The following is a 25,951-nucleotide window of genomic DNA, read 5'->3' as shown; positions in this document are numbered from 1 at the left end:
TAGTCAAAACTGACATGCTCTAGGAAATTATAACAGGGAGGCGCCTCAGGGCGTTGCAGATCATGAAAATCACGATGATAGGAACCGGATATGTCGGCCTCGTCAGCGGCACCTGTTTTGCACATTGGGGCAATGACGTTATCTGTGTCGATAAGAACGCTGCAAAAATAGCCGGACTTAATCAGGGCATCCTGCCGATTTACGAACCGGAGCTGGACGGGCTGGTCAGCAAATATCATCAGGCGGGACGTTTGTCTTTCACCTGTGATCTGGCAGCAGCGGTCAAAGATGCGGATATTGTGTTTATCGCTGTCGGTACACCGGCGCGCGCCGGTCACGGCGATGCGGACCTGTCATTCGTCTATATGGCTGCCAAGGAAATCGCACCACATCTGGCGGAAGGTGCAGTGGTCGCGGTGAAGTCCACTGTGCCGGTCGGCACCGGCGATGCGGTTGACAAGATTATCGGCTCGGTGCGCCGCCGTGGCAGCTATTCGGTCGCCTCCAATCCTGAATTCCTGCGCGAAGGCGCAGCCATCCCGGATTTTCTGAAGCCGGATCGTGTAGTGATCGGTGTTGAGGATATGCATGCACAAACCGTGCTGATGCAGCTTTATCGCGATGTTTTTACACCGCATGATGTGCCGGTTGTGGTTACCAGGCGGCGCACATCCGAGCTGATTAAATATGCCGCTAATGCATTTCTGGCGACCAAGATTACCTTCATGAATGAACTGGCCGACCTGTGCGAACTGGCAGGCAGTGATATCAGTGATCTGGCGCTGGGTATTGGTCTTGACCGGCGCATCGGCTCCAGCTTCCTGAATGCAGGTCCCGGCTATGGCGGTTCCTGCTTCCCGAAAGATACGCTGGCTCTGTTGCGCACCGCTCAGGATTACGGCGTAGCCCTGCGGGTTGTCGAAGAAACTGTAACGGCGAATGAAGCACGCAAACGCAAAATGGCGCTGAAAGTGCTTGATGCTGTCGGCGGTGATGTGGACGGGCTGACCATCGCGGTTCTCGGTCTGACATTCAAACCGGATACGGATGATATGCGTGAGGCACCGTCGGTTCCTCTGATCGAGACTTTGCAGCGTTTCGGGGCAACAATCCGCGCTTTTGATCCGGTGGGAATGCCGAATGCCGCGCAGATGCTGGATGATGTGGCTTTGATTGATGATCCTTATGAATGTGCACGCAATGCGGATGCCGTTGTCATCGTGACAGAATGGGATTGTATCCGCAGGCTGGATCTGACCCGCTTGAGAAAACTCATGAACGCACCCGTTCTTGTTGATCTGCGCAATGCAGTTTCTCAGGAAAGTGCAGAAGCAGCGGGTTTCCGTATCACGATGATTGGTAAACCGGCCCGAAATAACAAGGAAACACATTCTGCCGCTCTGGCAGAGAAGGAAGCAAAGTCTGCTGTAACGGCAGGAGGGGGCGTAAGAGGCAGGCTTCACACCGGCAATGATGGAAAAGCCGGAACAGCAGGGAGAAGCAGGCTATGAGCAGAGATAACAACAAGACCAGAATTCAGAAATATGGTGCAGGCTTACGCAGATTTAGTGTTATGCTGGCCGCACTGACAATGACGGGTGTGCCCGTTATACCGGCCGGTGCCGCAGAACCGGTCAAAGTGCCCGCACAGGCAAGAGCAATGTCCGCTGCAGAGCTCTATGTGCTTTACCGGAATAAAACCTGGCAATGGCCGGACGGCGCAGGCCGTATGCAGGAAAAAGACCGCACCTTTATCGGCTGGTCAGGCTCAGGGAATGATACCCGCTGGGCTGAAGGGCGGTGGGTGCTGAGTGATACGGGGCTGATGTGTCTGAAAGCTGAATGGCATGGCGTACAGACAAAACAGGCCAATAAGACCTGTTTCCGCCACCGTATTTATGAAGACACGATTTATCAGAAAAAAGAACCTTCCGGCAGCTGGTATGTTTTTAAACATGCCAAGGCCGCAGACAGTGATGAGTTCAAAAAACTCATTGCTGAAGACACGGTGAGCGCTCAGCTGGCAAAGCTGCAGCCGTTCACGCAACAGGCAGATGCCAAACAGCAACCGTTCTCTGCACAGGCTCCGAACGGTACAAATTAACGCAGGAGAAAGGCAATGGATAGGATATCCAAAATTATTGCATTGTCATTCGTCGGGGTCATGTTGTCCGGTACTGCTCACGCCGCAAGCAGCACTCCGCTTGGTATCCCTAACGAGATGTCAGCAACTCAGGATCAGCCGTCCACGAAACGTCCGGTGATAACACCATCCTCTATAGGCTTTGGTGCTTATGACCCGCATGGCGATTTCGGTGATGACAAGAATTCCAAAATCGAACATCTGTTTCTGCCATGGGAAGATGTTGAGCTGGGGTCATTGGCACTTGCCGATGATTACGCGCTCAAACGCGGCCGCACATTGTTGATTTCAGTCGAACCATGGTCGTGGTCGCCGGACTGGCGTATTTCCTCACCGCAGCTTTTGCAGAGCATTCTGAAAGGGGAGCGGGATGTGTATATGGCAAAGGTCTGCACAGAAGCGGCAAAACTGAAAAGTCCGGTTATCATCCGTTGGGCGCAGGAAATGGATGAAACGGATAACCAGTTTACCTGGGCGCATTGGCAGCCCGATGAATATGTAAAGGCGTATCAGCGTATGGTGCGTGTATGCAAAGAAAGTCTGCCAAATGCCAAATATATGTGGTCACCAAAAGGCAATGAGGGGCTTCAGGCCTTTTATCCCGGCGATGACTATGTTGATATTGTTGGGCTTTCCGTCTTCGGTTACCAAAAATACGACCGTGCAACCAAGGGCGGGGATCAGACTTTCTCTGAACGTCTTGCACCGGGCTATGACCGTGTAAAAGGCTTCGGCAAACCGATCTGGGTCGCCGAGCTGGGCTATGACGGCGATGCCGCATATGACCGGAACTGGGCTGAGAATGTTGCCAAGGCTCATCCGGAATTTCCTGAACTGAAAACCGTGGTTTATTTCAATGACCGTGAAGTTTATCCATGGGCGAACGGTTTCGGGAAGCCTGAATGGCGCGTTGTGAATACACCAACCAACTGAACCACGCTGTCTGAGCGTGAGGGAGGCGATTATGTCAATGTTTCGTGCAATGACACTTATAATAGCGGTAGCCGGCGGATTGGGTTTGAGCGTTTCCGCTGGTCTTGCAGCTCCGGCAGCGGCTCAGACAGCGTCAGGTGCAGACACGGCTAAGCCACTCAGCAGTTCCGAAATTTACCGGATTTACAGCCATAATTCATGGATGTGGAAAGACGGCGCCGGTTATTTTGCCGTGTCAAAACGGCAATTCAAGGCATGGTCCGGCAGGGGCAGCAATGCTTCTGCCGGTCAGGGGATCTGGTTTATCACCGATCCCGGAAAATTATGTTTCCGTGCGACATGGTATGAAAAAGGTACCAGTTTTCCGGCAACAACCTGCTTCAGCCACCGCGAAAAGAACGGCGTTATTTATCAACGAAAAGAGCCGAATGGTGACTGGTATATTTTCAAACACGCACCGGCAAGAAAAGGTGATGAAATCACCAAATTCCGCCGGGGTGATTATGTGAGCAGACAACTGGACCGCATGATGCCGGCTATGGCATCCAACTGACTATGAAGCTGGCGGCAGATATCTTGTTTGCCGTCAGCTTCTGTTAAAGCAGCGTGTTTTGCTGCCGAAACCACTTGGTGTGCAGATATAAGGCGCACGTCCCAGATAATTTGCGGAAGCCACTCTGACTGATTTTGAAGATGCCACTGTTTTGGTAGCAGCAACACGCGGTGCACGTTGCGTGCGCGGGGCTTGCATATCATCTGCTTTGGCGATGGCAGTGGTTTTTGCAGGCAGGCCATAACCGACTTTGGTGACAGATGTTGCCTGTGTTTCAGCAACATTATAGCCAGTGCTGCATCCGGCAATGGCCAGACTGCCAGCCAGAACGGCTGTAAGAGCGAGTGTTGTGGATTTGAAAGGCATGCGATTACGGTGACCCGCGAGGATCTTTGCGGAGAAGAGTTGCATTCGTGTGAACCTTTGTTCCGATGCCGTGACACAGGAACGTATAAACTGAATAAATTAATACGAAGTGATTAAGATCGGGACAATTAGCAATTGAAGCATTGCCTAATTGAGTTAGATCTAAAGTTGTAAGGGCTTCATATAGTATCGGTCGCGGGAACCCAACCCCTTTTCGCGGGAATGCTGCCGGACAGCGGATCAGGCTTGTAACTCATGATACCGTTTTTTGTACTTGCCCGGCGTGCTGCATAAAATTTACTGCAATTCAATAACTTGCCTGCCTGCAACCGTTTTCCCTGCAATCGGCGGCATCAGGGCGTTTGTGTTAGATTTTTGTACAGATGGTTTAATTTGCGTCGAAATGGCGCATGCAGGTCAGGAGATTCTCTCTGCGAGAATTATCCGGTCTCATTGTTGAGCTGTGCAGAAGCGGAAGCAGCGGAAAAAATCCGCTATAAAAGATTTTTCAGTTTGGGTTGCACAGAGCAGAATTGTCAATTTCCCTGCGTAAATCAGGCATAACTAAAAAATATTCTCTGGAAAAATTCATCAATAAAATTATGATGTTAAATCAAATGCAATTTTGATTTGCTTTGCATTTTAAGGGCCTTTGTTTATAGTCGTTGATTATAATGCTAAAAATTATTTCTTTATAATAAAGCCCTTGACATATTTCTGCTTTATCGGAATTATCCATTTTAGCGGAAATTTTTCCACCAGATCCGATATTTCTGCCGAAGGGAAGCGGCGAAGTATTTTCAATTGATCCTGTGGGTGAGCCTGATCTGCGCCTGATAATAAAAAACAAATATCTTCAGGGGAACATAATGAGGAAGACTCTTCTGGTTAACCGCCGGTCAGCATTGAAGCTGGTTGCGGCAGGGACAGCTGTGCTGTCGTCACCATATATCATCAGACCGCGTCCGGCATGGGCTGAAAACGGCGTTCTGAATGTTACAACCTATGACAAATTTCTGCCGCAGGACTTTCTGGACAAGTTCCAGAAGGATACCGGTATTGAAGTGCGCGTTCGTCTGACAGACGATCAGGGCAAGCAATATAACCTGCTGACTGCAGAAGGCGCCAATCCGTCAACCGACATCGTAACGGTTGCAGGGCACCGCTATAGCCAGTTCATCCAGTCCAAGCTGATTTCTGCAATTGATACAGATAAAATCAGCAACTGGAAAAACCTCAATTCTGTCTATCAGGATGCCAAATGGGCGCGCGTTGAGGACAAGCTCTGGGGGCTGCCAATTCTGGCCGGCTATGAGGGGCTTGCACGCAATACCGATTACGTTAAGGAAGCGGACAGTCTGGAGATCATGTTTGATCCGGAATATAAGGGGCAGACCTCTTATATCGTCAGCGACTTCCTGACACTGGCCATGCAATATCTTGGCTATGACGGTGATTTTGTCAGCTATACGGATAATCGTGAGCTTGCACAAAAGGCCACCAATGATGCCCGCGATCTCCTGATTAAACACAAGGATATGGTGCGTAAATATTACGATGCCGGTTCCGAAGTGCAGCAGATGTTTATCAATGAAGATATTTATCTGGCGCATTCCTGGTCAGGTCCGGTTGCCAAGCTGATTATGGAAGGTCATCCGATCCAGCTTTCTGCGCCGAAAGAAGGCACATTCGGCTTCGTTTATACGCTGAACATCGTCAATAATGCACCTAATCAGGAAAATGCCTATAAGCTGCTCAATGCAGTTCTGGCAGATCCGGCAGTCGGTGCATCGATGACACGTCAGTCCGGTTACAGTTCCACCATCAACGGTGTGGCTGATCTTTTGAATGACCGTGAGAAAATGGCAGCAACCTTGCCGCAGAACCAGCTTGAGCGGGTTATCTTCTTCAGCTCTGTCAACCGCGATATGAAAAACGAACTGGTTGACCGTGCGACTGCCGAGGTCAAAGCCGCCTGACGGCTCTGTGTTCTGAATGAATGTTTGCGCCCGATCCGGCGCAAACATCCTTCCCGTAAAATGACTGTCTGATGAAACAGCACGACATGCGTCGCAGGGCTGAACAGGAAAGCTATATGTCTGACACCTCTATCAGGGACGATATTGGTATAAGCCAAAAAGCGGAAATGCCGCGCTATTCGACACGAATAGCAAAAGTCATGAATTCCGGCTTGTATCAGAAAACATTGGGAGCCGCGGTCAATTCGCGTTACGGACGCGTGATCCTGCTGGCAGGTTTTCCTCTGCTCTGGCTCATTTTTCTGCATGTCGGGCCGATTTATCAGATGCTGAAAATCAGCCTGATGTCGCAATATCCGCTGCCTGCGGGCAGTGAGCCGCAATATACGCTGGATAATTATGCGATCTTCTTTCAGGAGTCGATTTACTTCACACCCCTGATCCGCAGTTTCTTTTTCTCACTTTTTGCAACTGCGGCAACCCTGATCGTGGTTTATCCGGTCGCCTATTATGTTGCGAAAATTGTGCGTCCGGAGGGTCGCTCCAAAGCACTGCTGCTGCTGCTCGTCCCGTTCTGGGCAGGGGAGCTGATCCGCACATTCTCGGTGATTATGCTGCTGGCAAACCGTGGTGCGCTCAATGTTTTTCTGCGGGAAATTGGTCTGATCGACCGGCCGATCCAGATGCTTTACGGCCCGTTCTCCCTGACATTCGGCCTGATCTATCTCGTATGCCTGTATATGTTGCTGCCGCTTTATTCCGCGATTGAGAAAATCCCGTCCTCCTATCTCGATGCCGCTGCCGATCTTGGTGCAGGCCCGTGGACACGATTCCGCAGAATTATTCTGCCTTTGTCCAAGGAAGGCATTATTTCGGGTTGCTCACTGGTCTTTCTCACAACAGTCGGTGTTTTCGCCACGCCGATGCTGCTTGGCGGGCCCGGTACGGTGATGTTCCCTGAAACCATCAGCGGCTTCTTCCACGGCGCCAGCAATAAATGGCCGGTAGGCGCGGCTTTTGCCATCATCATGCTGGTAACCGCTTTAACCGCAGCCGGAATTTTCATGCGCCTTGTCGGCGGCCGTAAACGGAGGGTGATCTGATGCGTAACCTGTTTCATGATGCACCGCGCACGGCTCTGACAGCAACCTATTGGGCCTTTGTCATCTATCTGATGCTGCCGCTGATGCTGATGATGGCGATGAGTTTTAAAGATGCCAGTTTCATTGCTTTTCCGATCAGCGAATGGACCTTCGACTGGTATGTCAAGGTCATGCAGGACAAGCAGTTTCTCGAAGCTGTTATCTATTCCGTTCTGATTGCTGCGGCGACCACGCTGGCGGCTACGACTATCGGCACATGGATTGCCATGCTGATTGTGGCGGAAGGGATTAAAGGTCAGGCAATTATTTTTGCGCTTGCCTGTCTGCCTGCGGTGGTGCCGGGGATGATCTCGGCGATTTCGATGCGCATTTTCATCTCGTCGATTGATATGCCGACCGGCACAGCCGCCATTATTCTGGGGCACACAGTACACGCCGTGCCTTTTGTGGTGGTGATGGTGCTGACAAGGCTGCGCACAATGCCGGGCAATCTGGTGGATGCGGCGCGTGATCTCGGTGCAGACAGCGTTGTGGCCTTCTTCCGGGTGACACTGCCTTATCTCTGGCCTGCAATCATGGGCGGTATGATCTTTTGCGTGCTGCTGTCGATTGATGACTTTGTGCGCACCTTCTTTCTGGGTGGTTACAAGCCGACGCTCCCGATGCTGATTTTCGCCAAAGTGCAGGGCGGTATGTCTCCTGAAATCAATGCCATGGCAACGCTTGTCCTTTTGGTGACCGCAGCCGTTGGCCTCTATGCAGAATATAAAACCCGCCGTTCGAGGACACGCTAATGGAACCGATCGTTAAATTTGAGAATGTAACAAAAAGCTATGGTTCTTTTGTTGCGGTGGAAGAGCTTAACCTGACCATTGAAGCAGGCAAGTTCATCACATTGCTCGGGCCTTCCGGTTGCGGTAAATCCACCACTTTGCGTATGCTCGGCGGCTTTGAAACACCGACATCCGGCCGCATCATCATCGCAGGCAAAGACGTGACAAAGCTGCCGCCTAATAAGCGCGATGTGAATATTGTGTTTCAGGATTATGCGCTGTTTCCGCATATGTCCGTTGCTAAGAATATTGCCTTCGGTCTGGAGCTAAAAGGCCGCGACAAGCACTTTATTCACAAGCGGGTGACCGAGCTGCTGGAACTGGTACAGTTGCAGGATTATGCACATCGCCTGCCATCAGAACTTTCCGGCGGTCAGCGTCAGCGTGTGGCTCTGATGCGTGCGCTGGCACCGGATCCGCAGGTTTTGCTGCTGGATGAACCGCTCTCGGCACTGGATGCAAAACTGCGCCAGCAGATGCAGATCGAACTGAAATCCATTCAGGAAAAAACCGGCAAGACCTTTGTCTTTGTTACGCATGATCAGGAAGAGGCACTTACAATGTCTGACCAGATTATTGTGATGAACAAAGGTCGCATTGAACAGATGGGTGATCCGCATACACTCTATCGTGCACCGAAGAGCGTTTTTGTTGCCAATTTTATCGGTGAAACCAATCTGCTGCGCAGTCAGGTTTCCGGCGTTGAAAATGATATGCTGAAGCTGAACTGGAATGACAATATTCTGACGGCTCCGCGCGGCACTGCGAGCGTTTCAACACAGGACGGCTATTTCATTGCTCTGCGCCCAGAAGCGATCCGCTGCACAGAAACAGCACCGGAAAGTCAGAACCGTCTGAAGGGCCGCATCCGTCAGCTGGTATTTAAAGGCAATCATACATCCGTCTTTGTTGAGGTGGACGGCGGTACCGTTCTCAATGCGCTCAGTCATCCGGCAGATATCACCTCTTCAGTCGGGGATGACATCTGGGTCAGCTGGAGGCCGGAAAGCGCAACAGTCCTGCCTGTTTCGAGCTGAGGTCATGCAGATCATTCCGGTCGCTCTGATGTGACCGGAACTTCATCATTATCTGAGAAAACCGGATGGAAATGAGTTATGCAATATAACGTGCAGGCACCGCTTAACGTTGCCGCTTCCACTCTTGAAGAGCTGGAACATCGTGTCCGCGATGATCTGGCCTGTCTGTGTTATCCGCCTGCAAACTGGGTGGAAACAACTGATGGTGCAGAGAAAGTGCATGATGTCGTGATTATCGGCGGCGGTATGTGCGGGCTCGTTGCCGGATTTTCACTGCTGGCAGGCGGTATCCGTAATATTCGTATTTTTGATCGCAGTCCTGAAGGTTTTGAAGGCCCGTGGCTGACCTATGCACGTATGGAAACACTGCGCTCACCAAAACAGCTGACAGGTCCTGCCTATGGTATTGCTTCGCTGACATTCCGCTCGTGGTATGTGGCACAATTCGGCAATGATGCATGGGCTGAGATGGATAAAATCCCGCGCCCGATGTGGATGGACTATCTGCGCTGGTACCGGAAAGTTCTGTCTCTGCCGGTTGAGAATAATGTCGAGGTAAAATCCATCCTGCCGGAAGGGTCGCTGATGCGCCTGACACTGGCGGGCAGCGGTGCCAAAGAGGCGACAATTCTGGCGCGCAAAATTGTCATGGCGACTGGCCGTGACGGTATGGGGCATCCCAATATTCCGGATTTTGTAGCGGGGCTGGACAGGAAGTTCTGGGCGCATTCTTCTGATGCGATTGATTTTCAGGCGCTGCGTTCCAAACGGATTGTTGTGGTCGGTGTGGGAGCCTCTGCGGTGGATAATGCCGCTGAAGCGCTGGAAGCCGGTGCCAAAGAAGTGCGCCATCTCATCCGCCGAAAGGAAATGCCGCAGATCAACAAGCTGATGGGTATTGGCTCCTTTGGTTTTACGGCCGCTTTTTCTAAGCTGGATGATGCACGCCGCTGGCAGATCATGAATTATTCATTGCGCACCCAGACCCCTGCACCGCGCGGCTCAACGCTGCGGGTCAGCCGTCATGACAATGCGCATTTTCATTTTAATGCCGGTGTGAAATCGGTCGAGCAGAGCGGTGATGAACTCATTATCACAACACAGGACGGTAGCCGGCTGGTTACGGATTTCCTGATCCTTGGCACCGGCTTCACCGTTGACCCGCTGGCACGCAAAGAACTGGAAGCCTATGCGGATAAAATCCTGCTCTGGCGCGATTGCTATACACCTCCGGCCGGTGAGGAAAATAAAGAACTCGGCAATCATCCTTATCTTTCCGCCGACTTTTCTTTCCGCGAGAAAGAGGCGGGCACGGCTCCCTGGCTGGCTAATATCTACAGTTTCAATGCTGGTGCGGCGGCCAGTTTTGGCAAGTTGAGCGGCGATATTCCGGGCATCAGCGAAGGCGCGGCCATTCTCGCTCGTGAGATTGCAGCCCGGCTTTATCAGGAAAATTTTGAGCAGCACTGGCTGGCCTTGCTGGATTACAGCACGCCGGAACTGCAGGGCGATGAGTGGAAAGCTTCACCTTTACCGGATGCAGAGCAGATACAGTCGCAACAGGCGGAGAAGGTATAATGACGGAAACTGCGGATATTCTTATCAGTGCCGCCGGTATCGGAGCCACAGATCCTCTGCGTGAGGTGCTGGCAGGCCGTGCGGATATTCTGGCGCTGACACAGCAAACCCATGACAGTGCCTTAATGCCTGCTGATGCGGGCGGGTTGTCCCGTGCCGAACGCGCTGCCATTGCGGTGCGAGTTGCCAGACATAATCAGGACGAAGCGCTGACACAGCATTTCACAACTTTGCTGGAACAGGCGGATAATGCTGCAGAAGCGGCTCTGATCGCTGATCTGAGCTTCAGCGGCGGTGACGATCAGCGTTTGCAGGCTTTGATCCGGCATACGGATATTGTGACGCGCTCTCCTAAAGATGCCACGGGTGCCGATATTGAAAAGCTGCGTCAGGCCGGTGTGAATGACGCTGATATTGTACGGCTTTCGGAGCTTCTGGCATTTGTCAGCTATCAGATCCGCGTTGCAGCCGGTTTGCGTTTGATGAGAGGTTTACATGGGTAAGACCATTCATGAATTCACGACAACAGTGCCGGTCTGGAAACCCTATGTGACGCCGGTTGTGCTGGCGGATGCAACGCCTGAACAGCTGGATGCGTTGAAAGTCACGCCGTCCAACACCAAGGTTTCGGACTATCTTCTGGTGCTGGCGCATGATGCTGAAACGCTGAAGCACCGGTCTCCGCTGTTTAACGGCGTGATGTATAATCGCGGCGGCATGTCCCGTGCGGAGCGGGAAATCGGGGCAGTGGGAGCCTCGGTTGTAAACCAATGTATCTATTGCGCGGCGGTACATGCAAGCCGCTATAATCAGCTGGCAAAGGAAGAGGATACCATTGCCGCCATTTTTCGTGATGGTGTGAATGCGGATATTGAACCGCGGCTGAAAGCAATTTTCAATTTTGCAGTTCGCCTGTCGGCCTGCCCGCCGCAGGCGGACGCAACCGACATGCAGGCTTTGGCTGAGGCGGGGCTGGATCAGAATGAAATCCTTGATCTCATTCTGTCTGCATCGCTTTTCGGCTGGGCAAACAGACTGATGCATACATTGGGAGAGCCTGTAGAGGAATAGGTCTGCGGCATAGTTTGAGGAGTGAGCAAATGAAGCAGCTGACACCACCGGAAATCGGGCCTCGTTTGCAGGCTTTGCGTAAAGAGCGAAAACTTACACTGGCAGATCTCTCCGTTATGGCAGGCGTATCGCGTTCCATTCTTTCCGAGATCGAGCGCGGTAATGCCAATCCGACCTATGGCACGCTGTGGCATCTGACACAGGCGCTTGGGGTTAATCTGGATTGCCTTATGGGCGGCGTGACCAATGAGCGGACAGATCAGATTCACCTGCTGCCCGGCAATCTGACGCCTACGATCCGCAGTCCGGACGGTACCTGTACTTTGCAGATTCTGGCACCGGCCGGCATGATTGCGCTGATCGAATGGTATCTCCTGAACTTTGATCTTAACGGTAAGCTGGAGAGTGAGGCGCATAGTCCGGGAACAATGGAGCATCTGCATTGTCTTGAGGGTGAAATCCACGTTTCCAACACAGCGTCGCAAACGGTGGTCAGGGCAGGCGAGACAGCCCGTTATTCGGCAGAGGTGCCGCATTGCCTGACCAGTATCGGCAGCCAGCCTGCCAAAGCTTTTCTGGTCGTTGCCTTTGCCGGTGTGAATGGCGGCTTTGGCAGCAATTTACGACCCAAATAACAAAATGCGGAACAACCGCAGAATAATTTGAATGATTATGAGTGAGGAACAGAAAACTATGCGGGTAGGGATTATTGGCGCCGGATCAATCGCGTTTGGTATGGCAGCATTTCTGGAACAGGCAGGCCACACAGCTATTCTCTGGTCACCATCGGGGGAGCGCACAAAGGCGCTGGCTGCAGGCGAAGCGCTGACTGCCTCCGGTGCTGTGACCGGCACATTCCGGCCGCAGGTGGCTGCTGATGCACGTACATTGGCAGAAGGTTCTGATGTGCTGGTGGTGGCTCTGCCTGCCTATGGGCACAAGGCGGTGCTGGATGCTGTGGCACCTTATATCCGTGCGGAGCAGAGCGTTATCATCAGCTCCCATGCCTCCTTTGGTGCGCTCTATCTGTCCCGCCTTCTGGCTGTGCGTGATATCAGCGTTCCGGTTATTGCGTGGGGAACAACGGTTGTCTCAGGCCGGCAGCTGAGCCAGACGGAAGTGAATGTAAATACTGTGCGCAAACGTATTGATCTTGCGACAGTGCCGGAATCTCGCAGCGCAGAAGGGCTGGCACTTTGCCAGACACTTTTCGGGGATCGTTTCGTGGATCGTGGCAGCCTGCTGGCTATCGCTTTGTCCAATCTCAATCCACAAAACCATATGGGTATTGCACTGGGGAATATGACCCGTATGGAACGCGGTGAAAGCTGGAGCCAGGGGCAGAATGTAACACCGAATGTCGGGCGTCTTCTGGAAGATCTGGATCAGGAACGCATCAATGTTGCTACGGCTCTGGGGCTGCAAGTGCGGACAATCTTCGAGCATTTCCATCTTTCATTCCATGTTCCTGTCAGCTCGATTTCACAGATGAATCAGGAAATGCATGCCGCAGGCAATGGCGGTTCCGGCCCGACCACTGCGGACAGCCGCTATGTCACGGAAGATGTGCCGTTCGGTCTGGTGATGACTGCCAGACTGGCTCGCCTTGCAGGTAAGCCGGCTGAACTGCATGAGGCAGGCGTTAAAATCTTCTCAGCAATGTACGGACGGGATTTTACCGCTGAAAATGACCTTTTAAACGCATTGGATATGGATGCGCTTTCCCTGTCTGACCTGACCGGACTTTGCAAAAATGGCTATGCAACCGGTCAATAACTGATCTGCATTCTGTCTGCCCTGCATCGGAAAAAACTGATAAAATGCAGGGCAGATGCCGGTATAATTGTGAGAGAGCTTTAAGCATGACACATGATTTTCTTCGACATCTCCGTTCCGAGCTGGATGGCCTGAAAACATCCGGCCTGTATAAGACCGAGCGTATTATTACCTCCAAACAGGCCGGTGAAATCGAAGTGGCCTCGGGAGATCGCGTTCTGAATTTTTGTGCCAATAATTATCTCGGACTGGCGGATAATGAAGAACTGACAGAATCTGCGAAACAGGCGCTCGACCGTTATGGCTACGGCATGGCATCGGTGCGTTTTATCTGCGGGACGCAGGAAGAGCATAAACAGCTGGAAGACCGGATTTCCTCATTCCTCGGCATGGAAGATACTATTCTTTATTCTTCCTGTTTTGATGCAAATGGCGGGCTTTTTGAAACGCTGTTCGGTGAAGAAGACGCAATTATTTCGGATGCGCTGAACCATGCATCGATTATTGACGGTATCCGCCTGTCGAAGGCCAAGCGGTTCCGTTACGCCAATAATGATATGGCCGCGCTTGAAGAAGAGCTGAAGAAGGCGGAAGGCTCCCGCTTTAAACTGATCGCCACAGACGGCGTGTTCTCGATGGACGGGATTATTGCCAATCTGCAGGGCGTTTGTGATCTCGCGGACAAATATAATGCAATGGTCATGGTCGATGACAGCCATGCGGTTGGTTTTGTCGGCAAAAATGGTCGCGGCTCTGCTGAATATTGCGGCGTTGAAGGACGGGTTGATATTATCACCGGCACGCTCGGTAAGGCGCTTGGCGGTGCATCCGGCGGCTATACATCTGCCAAGGCTGAAACTGTGGAATGGCTGCGTCAGCGCTCACGGCCTTATCTGTTTTCCAACACACTCGCGCCGGTTATTGCTGCGGCATCACTGAAAGTTTTTGATCTCATCGAAAACGGTGCGGAGCTGCGCGCGCGTCTCGCTGCGAATGCAGAATTGTTCCGCCGTGAAATGACGAAACTCGGCTTTACACTTGCCGGAGACGGCCACCCGATCATTCCGGTAATGCTGGGTGATGCGGCGCTGGCACAGGAAATGGCCGCGCGAATGCTTGAAAAAGGTGTCTATGTGACCGGCTTTTCGTTCCCTGTGGTGCCGAAAGGTCAGGCGCGTATCCGTACACAAATGTCGGCAGCCCATTCGGAGCAGGATGTACGCAAAGCTATTGCGGTCTTTGAACAAACCGGCCGTGAATTAGGCATTATCTGAGGGAACTCCAATGACGAATATGATGAAAGCCCTGGTGAAAGCAAAGGCAGAACCGGGTCTGTGGATGGAGCACGTCCCTGTTCCTGAGATCGGCCCGAATGATGTGCTGATTAAGGTCAAAAAATCCGCAATCTGCGGTACGGATGTGCATATCTGGAACTGGGATCAGTGGGCGCAAAACACCGTGCCTGTGCCGATGGTTGTCGGTCATGAATTTATGGGCGAGATCGCAGAGATCGGCTCGGCTGTGACCAAATATAAAGTCGGGGAACGCGTCTCGGGTGAGGGGCATATTGTGTGCGGCAAGTGTCGTAACTGCCGTGCGGGTCGTGGCCATCTGTGCCGCAATACGCTGGGCGTGGGTGTGCACCGCGCGGGTTCTTTCGGAGAGTTCATCTGCCTGCCGGAATATAATGTGGTGGCAATTCCCGATGAAGTGCCGGATGAAATCGCCGCTATTTTTGACCCTTTCGGCAATGCCGTGCATACGGCTCTGTCTTTCGATCTGATCGGCGAAGATGTGCTGGTTACCGGTGCAGGCCCGATCGGCATCATGGGGGCAATGGTCGCCAAACGTGCGGGCGCGCGCAAGGTTGTCATCACTGATATCAATCCGGTGCGCCTGGATCTCGCCAAAAAAGTCGGCATTGATTATGTGGTGGATGCCTCAAGAGAAAATCTTGATGATGTGATGAAGTCTATCGGCATGACAGAAGGCTTTGATGTCGGGCTGGAAATGTCCGGTGCTGCACCTGCATTCCGCGATATGATCGACAAGATGAATAATGGCGGCAAGATCGCTATTCTCGGTATCGCCCCTGCCGGTTTTGAAATCGACTGGAACAAGGTCATTTTCAAAATGCTCAATCTGAAAGGCATTTACGGGCGGGAGATGTTTGAGACCTGGTACAAGATGATCGCCTTTGTGCAGGGCGGGCTTGATCTGTCTCCGGTTATTACGCACCGTATCAAGATTGATGAATTCCGCGACGGTTTCGAGGCCATGCGCTCCGGTAATTCCGGCAAAGTTGTCATGGACTGGTAAATACGGCTTACGCTTTTTATTCTGCCGTCAGATTTTAGCGATCTGACGGCAGTTTTTGTTTCATAAGGCTTATTCCGCGCCTAGCTTCAGATATTTCTCAATCATATCCACAACGTGAAGGCGGCGTGTGCGGATATTCTCCTCTGAGGAGATATCGACGCCAAAAGTAACAGACAGCGTATATTGGCTGGAAAGATACATGAAACTGAGAGAGACGATAGAAATATAAAGCTGGGTGGCATCGATCCCCGAGCGGAATATTCCGGCTGCAACCCCACGGTCGAGTTGTGTCTGGATCGACTGGATAAACGGGCGTGACGAGCGCGGTATGCTCGGGATGGTACGGATGAACTCTCCCTGCAACAGGTTTTCGCCAAGTACGAGTTTGATAAAGGCAGGGGTGTCCCGCATATAATCAAAGGTAAATGCGGTCAGGGTTTTAATCGCATCCATCGGGTCGCGGTCGAGTATGCTCAGCTCAGCTTCCCTGCCGCGCAGCTGATTATAAACCTGTTCCAGAGCCGCTTTATACAGTGTCTCTTTGTTCTGGAAATAATGGTAGAGCATGCGGATATTACAGCCTGCACGCTCGACGATACGCGATGTACTGGCGCCGCTCAGGCCATATTCGCAAAATTCAACAATGGCTGATTCGAGAATAGCCTGGCTTGTGGCTTGTGCATTGCGCGAGCGCACAGCTTTGGAAGTGTTCATATCCACTTTACTCATTCTGTAATCCTCCGACGCTCTGACATTTCAGATCGTATATTTACGTATTTTGCAATGAGGGCAATTGACAAGAAAGTAAGTAATAGCTTACTTATTTAAAAAAAACTACTTCTTGTCACGCATGACATAAAAAGAGGAGGGGAAAGATGATTAAGGGAATTAAAAAGGCCCTGCTGTTGGGAGCTGCACTGGCTGTCAGTGTTGCGGGATCACCGGCACAGGCTCAGAAATCTGATCAGATCACTGTTGCGATTACCGAAGGTGTTACGGGTTATAATCCCTATGCGGATTCCGTTGTGCTGATCGGCTCGATCTGGTGTCAGATTTATGGCTGCCTGACACGCTGGGATTTTGAACAGGCAAAATTTGTTCCGTTTTTAGCGGAGAGCCTTGAGCCTGAAGATGACCTGAACTGGATTCTGACATTGCGGCCGGATCAGAAGCGTCATAACGGCGATCCGGTTGTCATTGCAGATGTGATCCATTCGATGGAGCGCGCGCGTAACGACCCGCAGAGCATGTCGCAGGCCTCTGTCCAGTATATTAAAAATGTTGAAGCGCTTGATGATCTGCGTATGCGGATTACAACAACGCAAAAAATCTCCACACTGCCGAATTATCTGGCATTCATGCAGATCACGTCCAAATCCATCTATGACAAATACGGCGCACAGGAAGCTGATCGTCAGCATCCGATTGGTGCAGGCCCGTATAAATTGGTGGAAGTCGGTATCGGCAGCCATATTGTGATTGAGCGCGTGGATGGCCATCCGATGGTCAGTGAGACAAATCCGAAGCGCATTCTCTACCGGATGATGACCGAGCCGGAGCAGCGTGTGACCGCGCTGGCCAATGGCGAGGTGCAGATCGCGCAGGGAATTCCGCCGCAACTGATTAACCGCGTGCAGCAAATGTCGAATGCGACAGTTGAAATGGTCGATTCCGCAGAAGCTATGTTCATTGCCATGAGCCCTGAGACCAAGCCATGGGATGATGCACGGGTACGTAAAGCGGTATGTCATGCAATCAACCGTGAGGGTATTGCCCGCGCTATTCTCGGTAATCAGGCAACCTTGCTGAACGGACCGGTCGGTGCAGGTCAGCTTGGCTATGACGCTGATTACAAGACACCGTTTGATTATAATCCGGAAAAAGCAAAGAGCTTGCTGGCAGAGGCAGGTGCAACCGGTGCTGCGGTTGATCTTTACACGCCGGTAGGACGCTATATTGCAGACCGCCAGATCACAGAAGCGATTATTCCGATGCTGGAAGAGGCGGGCTTTAAAGCAACGCTGAAGACACCGGAATGGGCAACTCTGTGGACGAATGTACAGCGCGGCGACACACCATTCTATTATATGGGGCGCGGCAATATGCTGGATCCGTCCCCTGCGCTGGCGCAATATTTTGAAACCGGTGCATCACCGCGTCTGAAATATTCCAATGCGGAAGTCGATAAATTGCTGCAGGCCGAGCGTGAAGAATTTGACTTCACCAAACGGGTCTCCATGCTGAATAAAGCCATGGTGACAATCACGGAAGACGCTCCGGCTTGTTTCCTTTGGCTGCACCGTCTGGCATGGGGTGTTTCCAAAAGCATCGACTTCAAACCGAGCAAAGCCGACCGCGTGAACGGCTGGGAAATCCACCTGCGCTGATTTCCGATGCGGATTTTCTGAAACCGGATAAGGGATATTCCTGTCCGGTTTCGGGAGCCTGCCGATCCGGTTGCACTGATCAGACTATGTACCCGTCTTTTTAATATTGCGTATGCCGCAGCCGGAAGTTTACTTCCGCTTCGCCGTGGCATGCTCCGGTCAATTCCCGAGGATTTTCCATGTTGGGCTATACGCTGAAGCGCGTGTTGGGCACAATTCCTGTGCTCTTCATGGTGACACTTTTGATTTTTGTACTGATAAAACTCGCACCCGGCGATCCTGTGGATATGCTGGTCAGCGATGAGGTAACTGAAGAGATCCGGCAGCATATCCGTATTGCCTGGGGGCTCGATCAGCCTGTCTATATTCAGTATCTGACCTTTATCAAGAATGCACTGATGGGAGATCTGGGAGAATCCTTCCGCTATCGCGAACCTGTCATGGATCTCATTTTACAGCGTTTGCCGGCCAGTATTGAGCTTGCCATCTATTCCACACTGCTTGCCGTCATTCTGGGATTGCCACTTGGTGTCTGGGCTGCAAGCAAGCCGAACTCCTTTGTCGATACGATCGGCTCAATCGGCGGGTTTTTCGGCATCAGCCTGCCAAATTTCTGGCTTGGTATTCTCCTGATCCTGCTCTTTGCAGGTATGTTTAACCTCCTGCCATCGGGCGGGCGTGCAACATGGGGTATGGATGTTCCGGCTATTACAGGTTTTCTGACAATCGATGCGTTACTTGCAGGGCGCTTGGATGCGCTTTGGGATGCGGTACGACATCTGACATTGCCGGTTATCGTATTAGGCACCAATATGGCGGGCATCATCATGCAGATTACCCGTGCATCCGTGCTGGAAAATCTGCAGGAAGATTATGTCATGACCGCCCGCGCCAAAGGTATGTCGGCACGTGTCGTTTTGTGGCGCCATGCTTTCCGCAATGCTTTGATTTCCGTTGTCACCATCATCGGGCTTGAATTCGGCACACTCATCAGCGGCGCGATCATTGTCGAGACGGTCTTCTCGTGGCCCGGCATCGGCTATCTGCTGCTGCAGGGCATAACTTTCCGCGATTTTCCGCTGATTACCGGCCTTGTCCTCGTCTACACCTCGCTTTTCGTTTTCATTAATCTCGTGATTGACATGATTTACACGATTGTCGATCCGCGTATCCGTCTGAGGTAACGCCGATGACTTTCCGCTTCAGTACAGAAAAACTCACAGAGATTGTCAAAACGCCGAAAGCTGCTTTCGGGCTGGGTGTTGTCAGCCTGTTGTTGATCGCAAGCCTCTTTGCACCATTCTTGGCACCGTTTGATCCGAATAAGCAGGATCTGATGCTGGCTTTGATGCCGCCGCAACCGACCGGCCCGCATTTTCTCGGCACGGATCATGTCGGTCGGGATCTGTTAAGCCGTATCATTTACGGCTCGCGTGTTTCGCTGATTATTGCCGTTGCCGTGGTTATTTTCTCCGGTCTGGTTGGTGTCACACTCGGCGTGGTTTCCGGCTATTACGGCGGTCGTGTTGACTCTGTCATTCAGAAATTTCTGGAGGTCGTCTGGGCTTTCCCGCCTTTGCTGCTGGCGATTTCCATTGTCGCTTTCCTTGGCCAGAGCTTGGGCATTCTGATTATCGCGCTCGCCTCACAACGCTGGATTCCCTATTGCCGTCTGGCACGCGCCGAGGCGCTGAGCTTGCGCGAGCGGGATTTTGTTGTGGCTGCACGGTCACTCGGTGCGCGGGACGGTCACATCCTGTGGAAACATATTCTGCCTAATCTCATCCAGTCATCCCTGATTGTCGGTACTTTCGCCATGGCGACAGCGATTATTGCTGAATCAAGTCTCAGTTTTCTGGGGCTGGGTGTACCTGCATCAACACCGACATGGGGCGGAATGCTTGCAGATGCCCGCTCTTACATCAGCACATCCTGGTGGATGGCATTTTTCCCGGGCCTTTGCATCTTCACCACAGTTTTGGCGATCAATCTGCTTGGTGATGTTCTCAGGACGCATTTTGATCCTCGTCTGAGTACGAGATGATCTGAACTTCGTTATCCAAAAATTCTGCAACTTAAAAAGAAGGAACAACTACTTTGGTCGAACGTATTGAAATCTCAAAGACTGATGGCGCTCTGAAAAGCATGGCCGTTGTTCATAATGATATGGTGTTTTTGTCCGGTGTGCATGCAACCGACACAAGCGGCGATATTAAAGAGCAGACGAGAGAAGTGCTGCAGAAGATCGACCGGCTTCTGGAAACCGCAGGCTCCGATCACAAATCCATTTTCGTTGTTCATATCTGGCTGAAAGATATGCGCTATTTCGGTGCCATGAATTCTGTGTGGAATGAATGGGCTGACCCTGCCAACCCGCCGGCACGTACCTGCGTCAGCGGAGAACTCTACCGTTCCGATGTGCTCGTGGAAGCTGTTGTGATTGCTTATCGCAGCTGAAACACAGACCGAACTCAAGCCTTAAGAACTGGAGAACCCTATGGAACTGAGAGAGCTTGGCCGGATCGACGGAGCAGGACATCAGCCGAGAATATGTCTCGGAAAAGCATCCGACAAACTGGCTTCGGTTTGTCTGACAGCACCGGATAAAGGGGGAGATGTCAAAGACCAGTCTTTGCAAATCCTGAATATCATTGATGACTATTTTCAGAGTGTCGGATCATCGCGCAAAGACATTTTGATGGTGCAGGTCTGGCTGTTCGATATCAGCGAATATGACGCTTTTTGCGAAGTGTGGAATGACTGGATTGATCCTGAAGGTGTTCCGGCATTGTCGGTTGTAACGGGACATGCGGCACGGCGTGACTGCGCCGTGGAAATTCGCGCTTACGCCGCTTGCTGAGACCATAAAAGCCTGTTTGCCGGAGATTATGATGACCGAAAAATTGCTCGAAATTTCTGACCTTGCCGTACAGTTTAAGGGTATGGATGCCTCAACCTTTGCGGTGAAAGGCATAGATATTGCCATCGGGCGCGGGGAGATCGTGGCGTTGGTCGGTGAGTCCGGCTCCGGCAAATCGGTAACGGCCAAATCGGTGATGCGGCTGGTCGGATTTATGGGCGGCACAATCACCGGCGGGCAGGCATTGCTCTATGACAAAACGGGACAGGCTGTTGATCTCTACGCGATGGATGAAAAGCAGGTGCAGGCGCTGCGTGGTGACCGGATTGCCATGATCTTTCAGGAGCCGATGACTTCGCTCAATCCGGTTCTGACAATTGAGGCGCAACTGGCTGAAGTTGTTATCCGGCACCGGCAGGTGAGCAAGGCTGAGGCAGGGCGCCTCGCATTGGAGGCGCTTAATCAGGTGCGTATTCCGGAAGCCGAGCGACGGTTGAAACAATATCCCCACGAGCTCTCAGGCGGTATGCGCCAGCGTGTGATGATCGCCATGGCCATTCTGTGCAAGCCGGATTTGCTGATTGCTGATGAACCGACGACAGCACTGGATGTGACTGTGCAGGCGGAAATTCTGGCTCTGCTGAAAACTATTCAGCAGGAAACCGGCATGGCCATTCTGCTGATTACCCATGATATGGGCATTGTGGCCGAGATCGCCGACAAGGTTGTGGTGATGCTGAACGGAGCAATTGTTGAAAGGGGGGAGGTTCACGCTGTTTTCAACAATCCGCAGCATGAATATACCCGCCGCTTGCTGGATGCTGCGCCTAAACTTGGCGAAATGCGCGGTAATGATGCCATTGCCATTGAGAATACATCGGATGCTGTACTGAGTGTGCGCAACCTCGTGACACGGTTTTCTGTGCGTCAAGGTATGTTTCAGCGCGTTGTTGCCAATGTTCACGCCGTGGAGAATGTCTCCTTCGAATTACGGGAAAAAGAAACCCTATCACTGGTTGGCGAAAGCGGTTGCGGTAAATCCACGACCGGCAAAGCGATCATGCAACTGATACAGGCCAATAGCGGTGAAATATGGCTGCAGGGACGTAAACTGGGAGACATGAATGCCTCGGATATGCGTGAAACACGCAAACGTATCCAGATGGTTTTTCAGGATCCTTATGCATCTTTGAACCCGCGTATGACAGTTGCGCAGATCGTTGCAGAACCGCTGCATATTCACGGTCTGGGAACGGCCGCTGAAATACAGGCACGGGTTTTGCAATTACTGGACAGGGTTGGTTTGACAAAAGCACAGGCAGACCGCTATCCGCATCAGTTTTCCGGTGGTCAGCGGCAGCGTATCTGCATTGCCCGCGCACTGGCTCTGAACCCGAAGGTGATTATTGCCGATGAGCCGGTTTCCGCTCTGGATGTGTCCATTCAGGCGCAAATTCTGGACTTGCTGGAGGAAATTCAGGAGGAATATGCCATTTCCATCCTTTTCATTTCCCATGATATGGCGGTGGTTGAAAAAGTCAGCGATCGCATCGCGGTCATGTATCTGGGGGAGATTATCGAGATCGGCCCGCGTGATGCTGTCTTGAGTTCACCTGCACATCCTTATACGCGGCGTTTGCTGGATGCGGTGCCGATTGTGCATCCGGAGAAGCGTCGTGAGCGCAAGCTCTTGTCCCGTGAACTCAAAAGCCCGATCCGTCCGGTCGGCTATCAGCATGAGGCAATTCCGCTGAAGAGCGTCGGCTTTGAACATTACGCACGTATCAGCTGACATATAAGACAAGATACCGGTAAAGCAGGCAGTTTTCAGGGCGCTGTGAGCGTGGTGCGCGGCTGCCTGTTTCACTATGCCTGCAGGTAAAACGATCAGGAGAAAGATGAATATGAAGGAGGGCAGAAATTATCTTTTCCTGATGGCTGTTATTGTTGTGGCGCTTAATCTCCGGCCCTTTATTGCGGCTATCGGCCCTCTCGCAGAAGATATCAGTCACGCAACCGGATTGAGCCATCACGGTATGGCGCTGCTGACACTGATACCTATGGCGCTGATGGGTTGCGTGGCATTTGCCGGTCCCGCATTGTTACGCACGGGTGAGATGCGCGGTATTCTTCTTGCGGCGCTGACCTGTATTACTGTCGGCACTTTGATGCGGCTGACTGTAACCACAGGGCCTGCATTGCTGATGACAGCAGCTATTATCGGCCTTGGTGTTGCGGCGGTGCAGGCTCTCTTTCCTGCAATTATCAAGCAGCGTTTTCCCGAGTGTTTTGCCAATATTATGGGGCTTTATTCCGCTATGCTACTGGCAGGCGGCGCGCTTGGCGCGCAATTGTCACCTGTTATTGTGCAGCTGACCGGAACATGGCAGGCAGGCTTCGGTTATTTTGCAATTTTGGGACTTCTTGCAACTGTTCTGGTATGGGCGGTACTTCCTGCTTCTTCTTCAGTTCAGACCGGTAAAAGCCTGACAAAATTGTTCTCCCGTCCACGGACATGGTTGCTGATGATTGCATTCGGGCTGGTGAATGGCGGTTATTCATCCGTCATAGCCTGGCTTGCGCCTTATTATCAGGAAGCGGGATGGAGTGTTACGGCGAGCGGTAGTCTGCTTGCCGTTATGGCACTGTGTCAGGCTGTTTCCGCGCTGATTATGCCTGCTTTGGCACAGGGCAACAGCAGGGATCGCAGACCATGGCTGCGGTTGGCGCTTGCGATGCAGTTTACAGGATTTGCCGGTTTTGCTTTTGCACCAGCAAGCGCTCCGTTTCTTTATGTTGCGCTTGTCGGTGCCGGACTGGGGGGCTGTTTTTCACTGCTGCTGGTGGTGGCTCTGGAGCACATTCCTGACCCGTTACAGGCCGGAGCGCTTTCCGCAGTCATGCAGGGCGGGGGCTTTTTGCTGGCAGCTCTGCCGCCTTTGATTGTTTCCGTGCTGCATGAGCAGACCGGAAGTTTTGCTGCAGGCTGGAAATGGCACATGGTCAGCATTGCTATTGCGGCAATCCTGACCAGGCGTCTTGATCCTGAAACTTACAGTCCGGCTATGTTGTTGCTGACTGAGCCTGTGAATGCATCTGACCTGTAAATGGTCTTGTCATGTGGCGATTATCCAGCCGCCGTTTTCGCCGTGCTTCAGCATCGGTGTGGTGAAACAGCCGCGTGTCATCCCGGCAAATTCTGCGCCGAGTTGCTCAAGCGGCGCATGCCAGCGCTGGGTTTGCAGCATGGCTGCACCGATAACGACCGGCTTGAGTGCACGGGAATTCAGCAGATTGAGCGCTGCTACAATCGACGTGCCGCTGGAGATCACATCATCCACCAGAGCAATGCGGCAGCCATCGAGCAGCGGCAGCATACGCGGGTCGATATAGAGCCGCTTGATCTGATCCGGTGTGGTGATGGAAGACAGCGGAACCGACAATTCTTCTTCATACCAGAATTTGCGCGATGTCCCCAAAGGCACATAGCGGCTGTGCCCGAGTTTACGTGCCACTTCGCTGGCAAGGGTCAGACCCAGCGTCGGCAGACCGACAATCACATCCGGCTCAAAGACCTTGAGTTTAGCGGCCAGATCATCGGACAAAGCATCCACCACATCAAAGGCCGCCTGATTGACGATCAGCGATGCCAGCGCGTGCTGTTTATCCGAGAGCGGACGGATCGGCAGTTGCAGCTGACGACCGTCATCCAGCGTTGCCGGAAAGAAAGTCTCATGCACGCCCTGCACATCAAATGTTTCAGGCGCATAGAGTTTTTGCCAGAATTCATGCGGTTGCATCATGGTCTCCCGACAATTCCTGCTCCACAAGGCGCGTCCAAAAACGTACACCATGTTCAATGGCATCATCATTGAAGTCATAGGCGGTATTGTGGTGCAGGGCACCGTCGACAGCAGGGCCGTTGCCGAGCCAGACATAACAACCCGGAGCTTCACCGGCGAAGAAGGCGAAATCATCACCCGCAGTGGAAGGCGGGAAGCTGGTGCGCACTTTGCTGCCAAATACATCCTGCGCGGCACGCAATGCACGTGCTGTGGCGTCGGCATTGTTGACGACCGGCGGGATGCGGCGAATGAAGTCATACTCGGCAGTAATGCCATACATCATCGCAGTACCCTGTGCGAGGCGGCCGATTTCCTGCTCAAGCTGGTCACGGACATGCGGGGTATAAGCACGGGCCGTGCCGCCGATTTCCACAATATCCGGAATAACATTGAGCGCCTTCGGATCACCGGCCTGCAAGGAGCAGGCGCTGACGACAGCCGGTTGCAGCGGGTCAACCACGCGACCAATAATTGTCTGCAATGAGGCTATGAAAGTTGCGGCTGCCGTGACCGGATCTTTGCCGAAATGCGGTTTTGCACCATGGGTGCCGGTGCCGCGGAAGGTGACGCGCCAGCTGTCGGAAGAGGCAAGTTGCGGGCCTTCAACCACAGCGATTTCATCTGTATCAAGACCCGGCATATTATGCAGGCCATAGACCGCATCGCACGGAAACAGATTGAACAGTCCTTCTTCAACCATGCGCTTGGCGCCACCGCGCCCTTCTTCTGCAGGCTGGAAGATGAAATGCACAGTGCCGGAGAAATTACGGCTTTTGGCCAAAGCGCGGGCTGCACCCAGCAGAAGCGTGGTGTGGCCATCATGGCCGCAGGCATGCATTTTACCGGTGAATTTTGATTTATAAGGACGATCCGCCATTTCCGGCATGGCCAGCGCATCCATATCGGCGCGCAGGCCAATGGTGCGGGTGCCGTTACCGATCTGCAAAGTGCCGACCACACCTGTGCCGCCAAGACCGCGATGAATGGTGATACCTGCCTCTTCCAGAAGTTTGGCAATAATATCGGAGGTGCGCTCTTCTTCAAAACCGAGTTCAGGATGCGCATGCAGATCGCGGCGCAGCTCGGTCAGAAAAGCAATATCGTCGAGGATAGGGTCAGTCATAGGTATTACTCTGTCACTAAAGCATGTCGCAGCTAAATGGACTCA

26 protein-coding genes are annotated in these 25,951 nt (G+C 52.4%); 22 read left to right on the top strand and 4 right to left on the bottom strand.

The window, feature by feature from the left end; genetic code table 11:
- The first annotated feature begins 62 nt into the window (after positions 1 to 62).
- Genes JNC80_RS01170 through JNC80_RS01155 form a run of 4 tightly spaced genes read left to right on the top strand, consistent with a single transcriptional unit; the run spans position 63 to position 3,629 of the window.
- Complete coding sequence (locus JNC80_RS01170) at positions 63 to 1,511, top strand: UDP-glucose dehydrogenase family protein (protein WP_376709248.1); 1,449 nt, start codon at positions 63 to 65, stop codon at positions 1,509 to 1,511.
- Positions 1,508 to 2,104, top strand: a complete 597-nt coding sequence (locus JNC80_RS01165) for a DUF995 domain-containing protein (RefSeq protein ID WP_151158548.1) — start codon at positions 1,508 to 1,510, stop codon at positions 2,102 to 2,104. The genes JNC80_RS01170 and JNC80_RS01165 overlap by 4 nt, the downstream gene beginning before the upstream one ends.
- Positions 2,105 to 2,119: 15 nt before the next feature.
- Positions 2,120 to 3,076, top strand: a complete 957-nt coding sequence (locus JNC80_RS01160) for a glycoside hydrolase family 26 protein (RefSeq protein WP_022709481.1) — start codon at positions 2,120 to 2,122, stop codon at positions 3,074 to 3,076.
- Positions 3,077 to 3,107: 31 nt separating this feature from the next.
- On the top strand, positions 3,108 to 3,629 hold the full coding sequence (locus tag JNC80_RS01155) for a DUF995 domain-containing protein (RefSeq protein WP_022709482.1): 522 nt from the start codon (positions 3,108 to 3,110) through the stop codon (positions 3,627 to 3,629).
- Between the two features lie 33 nt (positions 3,630 to 3,662).
- On the opposite strand, the gene JNC80_RS01150 is transcribed toward JNC80_RS01155, so the two are convergent.
- The gene (locus JNC80_RS01150; RefSeq protein ID WP_376709247.1) at positions 3,663 to 4,040 is read right to left on the bottom strand and encodes a hypothetical protein; all 378 of its coding nucleotides are present in this window, start codon (positions 4,038 to 4,040) and stop codon (positions 3,663 to 3,665) included.
- A gap of 824 nt (positions 4,041 to 4,864) precedes the next feature.
- On the opposite strand from JNC80_RS01150, the gene JNC80_RS01145 reads away from it, so the two are divergent.
- From JNC80_RS01145 to tdh, 11 genes are all read left to right on the top strand, one after another.
- Positions 4,865 to 5,974: an extracellular solute-binding protein gene (locus JNC80_RS01145; RefSeq protein WP_022709484.1), complete on the top strand. Its 1,110-nt coding sequence runs from the start codon at positions 4,865 to 4,867 to the stop codon at positions 5,972 to 5,974.
- A gap of 116 nt (positions 5,975 to 6,090) precedes the next feature.
- Positions 6,091 to 7,077, top strand: a complete 987-nt coding sequence (locus tag JNC80_RS01140) for an ABC transporter permease (RefSeq protein ID WP_376709246.1) — start codon at positions 6,091 to 6,093, stop codon at positions 7,075 to 7,077.
- Positions 7,077 to 7,871, top strand: coding sequence for an ABC transporter permease (locus tag JNC80_RS01135; protein WP_022709486.1), 795 nt, complete (start codon positions 7,077 to 7,079; stop codon positions 7,869 to 7,871). Before JNC80_RS01140 ends, JNC80_RS01135 begins: the two co-directional genes overlap by 1 nt.
- Entirely contained in the window at positions 7,871 to 8,947 is a 1,077-nt protein-coding gene (locus JNC80_RS01130; RefSeq protein ID WP_376709245.1) for an ABC transporter ATP-binding protein, read from the top strand. Before JNC80_RS01135 ends, JNC80_RS01130 begins: the two co-directional genes overlap by 1 nt.
- A gap of 78 nt (positions 8,948 to 9,025) precedes the next feature.
- Positions 9,026 to 10,525, top strand: coding sequence for an NAD(P)-binding domain-containing protein (locus JNC80_RS01125; RefSeq protein WP_376709244.1), 1,500 nt, complete (start codon positions 9,026 to 9,028; stop codon positions 10,523 to 10,525).
- Positions 10,525 to 11,028, top strand: a complete 504-nt coding sequence (locus tag JNC80_RS01120) for a CMD domain-containing protein (RefSeq protein ID WP_225686475.1) — start codon at positions 10,525 to 10,527, stop codon at positions 11,026 to 11,028. The genes JNC80_RS01125 and JNC80_RS01120 overlap by 1 nt, the downstream gene beginning before the upstream one ends.
- Entirely contained in the window at positions 11,021 to 11,596 is a 576-nt protein-coding gene (locus JNC80_RS01115; RefSeq protein WP_116086657.1) for a peroxidase-related enzyme, read from the top strand. Before JNC80_RS01120 ends, JNC80_RS01115 begins: the two co-directional genes overlap by 8 nt.
- 29 nt (positions 11,597 to 11,625) lie before the next feature.
- Positions 11,626 to 12,231, top strand: coding sequence for a helix-turn-helix domain-containing protein (locus JNC80_RS01110; protein WP_022709491.1), 606 nt, complete (start codon positions 11,626 to 11,628; stop codon positions 12,229 to 12,231).
- Positions 12,232 to 12,289: 58 nt separating this feature from the next.
- A complete protein-coding gene (locus JNC80_RS01105) occupies positions 12,290 to 13,372 on the top strand; it encodes an NAD/NADP octopine/nopaline dehydrogenase family protein (RefSeq protein ID WP_376709619.1) in 1,083 nt (360 codons plus the stop codon).
- A gap of 86 nt (positions 13,373 to 13,458) precedes the next feature.
- Entirely contained in the window at positions 13,459 to 14,646 is a 1,188-nt protein-coding gene (locus tag JNC80_RS01100) for a glycine C-acetyltransferase (protein WP_075654271.1), read from the top strand.
- Positions 14,647 to 14,656: 10 nt separating this feature from the next.
- Positions 14,657 to 15,691, top strand: a complete 1,035-nt coding sequence (tdh, locus tag JNC80_RS01095) for an L-threonine 3-dehydrogenase (protein ID WP_116086661.1) — start codon at positions 14,657 to 14,659, stop codon at positions 15,689 to 15,691.
- A gap of 69 nt (positions 15,692 to 15,760) precedes the next feature.
- Here tdh and JNC80_RS01090 read toward each other — a convergent pair whose 3' ends face one another.
- Entirely contained in the window at positions 15,761 to 16,420 is a 660-nt protein-coding gene (locus JNC80_RS01090; protein WP_151158543.1) for a TetR/AcrR family transcriptional regulator, read from the bottom strand.
- A 146-nt stretch (positions 16,421 to 16,566) separates the two neighbouring features.
- Here JNC80_RS01090 and JNC80_RS01085 point away from each other — a divergent pair, with 146 nt between their 5' ends.
- The 7 genes from JNC80_RS01085 to JNC80_RS01055 all read left to right on the top strand — a co-directional run bounded on the left by JNC80_RS01085 (position 16,567) and on the right by JNC80_RS01055 (position 24,045).
- Positions 16,567 to 18,078 carry an ABC transporter substrate-binding protein gene (locus JNC80_RS01085; RefSeq protein ID WP_022709496.1) on the top strand — a complete coding sequence of 504 codons (1,512 nt, stop codon included), beginning with the start codon at positions 16,567 to 16,569 and terminating at the stop codon, positions 18,076 to 18,078.
- 179 nt (positions 18,079 to 18,257) lie between these two features.
- A complete protein-coding gene (locus JNC80_RS01080; protein ID WP_376709243.1) occupies positions 18,258 to 19,262 on the top strand; it encodes an ABC transporter permease in 1,005 nt (334 codons plus the stop codon).
- 5 nt (positions 19,263 to 19,267) lie between these two features.
- On the top strand, positions 19,268 to 20,122 hold the full coding sequence (locus JNC80_RS01075; protein WP_376709242.1) for an ABC transporter permease: 855 nt from the start codon (positions 19,268 to 19,270) through the stop codon (positions 20,120 to 20,122).
- A 53-nt stretch (positions 20,123 to 20,175) separates the two neighbouring features.
- Positions 20,176 to 20,535 (top strand): RidA family protein, encoded by a 360-nt coding sequence (locus tag JNC80_RS01070; RefSeq protein ID WP_022709499.1) that lies wholly within the window; start codon positions 20,176 to 20,178, stop codon positions 20,533 to 20,535.
- Positions 20,536 to 20,575: 40 nt separating this feature from the next.
- Entirely contained in the window at positions 20,576 to 20,938 is a 363-nt protein-coding gene (locus JNC80_RS01065) for a Rid family hydrolase (protein ID WP_022709500.1), read from the top strand.
- A 31-nt stretch (positions 20,939 to 20,969) separates the two neighbouring features.
- Positions 20,970 to 22,730: an ABC transporter ATP-binding protein gene (locus tag JNC80_RS01060; RefSeq protein ID WP_376709241.1), complete on the top strand. Its 1,761-nt coding sequence runs from the start codon at positions 20,970 to 20,972 to the stop codon at positions 22,728 to 22,730.
- Positions 22,731 to 22,836: 106 nt separating this feature from the next.
- The gene (locus JNC80_RS01055) at positions 22,837 to 24,045 is read left to right on the top strand and encodes a cyanate transporter (RefSeq protein ID WP_376709240.1); all 1,209 of its coding nucleotides are present in this window, start codon (positions 22,837 to 22,839) and stop codon (positions 24,043 to 24,045) included.
- A 9-nt stretch (positions 24,046 to 24,054) separates the two neighbouring features.
- Here the strand turns inward: JNC80_RS01055 and JNC80_RS01050 are convergent, their stop codons facing one another.
- Entirely contained in the window at positions 24,055 to 24,738 is a 684-nt protein-coding gene (locus tag JNC80_RS01050) for a phosphoribosyltransferase (protein ID WP_376709239.1), read from the bottom strand.
- The gene (locus tag JNC80_RS01045; protein ID WP_376709238.1) at positions 24,725 to 25,906 is read right to left on the bottom strand and encodes a M20 aminoacylase family protein; all 1,182 of its coding nucleotides are present in this window, start codon (positions 25,904 to 25,906) and stop codon (positions 24,725 to 24,727) included. The genes JNC80_RS01050 and JNC80_RS01045 overlap by 14 nt, the downstream gene beginning before the upstream one ends.
- Between the last annotated feature and the right edge of the window lie 45 nt (positions 25,907 to 25,951).

It is taken from the genome of Pseudochrobactrum lubricantis (assembly GCF_041929865.1).
GTDB lineage: Bacteria > Pseudomonadota > Alphaproteobacteria > Rhizobiales > Rhizobiaceae > Pseudochrobactrum > Pseudochrobactrum saccharolyticum.
Note: the sequence above shows the minus strand (reverse complement) of the source record. Positions and strands in the feature narration are given on the sequence as shown.

Coding starts and splice junctions, on each gene's coding strand:
- JNC80_RS01170 (WP_376709248.1), top strand. CDS start 63: ATGAAAATCACGATGATAGGAACCGGATATGTCGGCCTCGTCAGCGGC.
- JNC80_RS01165 (WP_151158548.1), top strand. CDS start 1,508: ATGAGCAGAGATAACAACAAGACCAGAATTCAGAAATATGGTGCAGGC.
- JNC80_RS01160 (WP_022709481.1), top strand. CDS start 2,120: ATGGATAGGATATCCAAAATTATTGCATTGTCATTCGTCGGGGTCATG.
- JNC80_RS01155 (WP_022709482.1), top strand. CDS start 3,108: ATGTCAATGTTTCGTGCAATGACACTTATAATAGCGGTAGCCGGCGGA.
- JNC80_RS01150 (WP_376709247.1), bottom strand. CDS start 4,040: ATGCAACTCTTCTCCGCAAAGATCCTCGCGGGTCACCGTAATCGCATG.
- JNC80_RS01145 (WP_022709484.1), top strand. CDS start 4,865: ATGAGGAAGACTCTTCTGGTTAACCGCCGGTCAGCATTGAAGCTGGTT.
- JNC80_RS01140 (WP_376709246.1), top strand. CDS start 6,091: ATGTCTGACACCTCTATCAGGGACGATATTGGTATAAGCCAAAAAGCG.
- JNC80_RS01135 (WP_022709486.1), top strand. CDS start 7,077: ATGCGTAACCTGTTTCATGATGCACCGCGCACGGCTCTGACAGCAACC.
- JNC80_RS01130 (WP_376709245.1), top strand. CDS start 7,871: ATGGAACCGATCGTTAAATTTGAGAATGTAACAAAAAGCTATGGTTCT.
- JNC80_RS01125 (WP_376709244.1), top strand. CDS start 9,026: ATGCAATATAACGTGCAGGCACCGCTTAACGTTGCCGCTTCCACTCTT.
- JNC80_RS01120 (WP_225686475.1), top strand. CDS start 10,525: ATGACGGAAACTGCGGATATTCTTATCAGTGCCGCCGGTATCGGAGCC.
- JNC80_RS01115 (WP_116086657.1), top strand. CDS start 11,021: ATGGGTAAGACCATTCATGAATTCACGACAACAGTGCCGGTCTGGAAA.
- JNC80_RS01110 (WP_022709491.1), top strand. CDS start 11,626: ATGAAGCAGCTGACACCACCGGAAATCGGGCCTCGTTTGCAGGCTTTG.
- JNC80_RS01105 (WP_376709619.1), top strand. CDS start 12,290: ATGCGGGTAGGGATTATTGGCGCCGGATCAATCGCGTTTGGTATGGCA.
- JNC80_RS01100 (WP_075654271.1), top strand. CDS start 13,459: ATGACACATGATTTTCTTCGACATCTCCGTTCCGAGCTGGATGGCCTG.
- tdh (WP_116086661.1), top strand. CDS start 14,657: ATGACGAATATGATGAAAGCCCTGGTGAAAGCAAAGGCAGAACCGGGT.
- JNC80_RS01090 (WP_151158543.1), bottom strand. CDS start 16,420: ATGAGTAAAGTGGATATGAACACTTCCAAAGCTGTGCGCTCGCGCAAT.
- JNC80_RS01085 (WP_022709496.1), top strand. CDS start 16,567: ATGATTAAGGGAATTAAAAAGGCCCTGCTGTTGGGAGCTGCACTGGCT.
- JNC80_RS01080 (WP_376709243.1), top strand. CDS start 18,258: ATGTTGGGCTATACGCTGAAGCGCGTGTTGGGCACAATTCCTGTGCTC.
- JNC80_RS01075 (WP_376709242.1), top strand. CDS start 19,268: ATGACTTTCCGCTTCAGTACAGAAAAACTCACAGAGATTGTCAAAACG.
- JNC80_RS01065 (WP_022709500.1), top strand. CDS start 20,576: ATGGAACTGAGAGAGCTTGGCCGGATCGACGGAGCAGGACATCAGCCG.
- JNC80_RS01060 (WP_376709241.1), top strand. CDS start 20,970: ATGACCGAAAAATTGCTCGAAATTTCTGACCTTGCCGTACAGTTTAAG.
- JNC80_RS01055 (WP_376709240.1), top strand. CDS start 22,837: ATGAATATGAAGGAGGGCAGAAATTATCTTTTCCTGATGGCTGTTATT.
- JNC80_RS01050 (WP_376709239.1), bottom strand. CDS start 24,738: ATGCAACCGCATGAATTCTGGCAAAAACTCTATGCGCCTGAAACATTT.
- JNC80_RS01045 (WP_376709238.1), bottom strand. CDS start 25,906: ATGACTGACCCTATCCTCGACGATATTGCTTTTCTGACCGAGCTGCGC.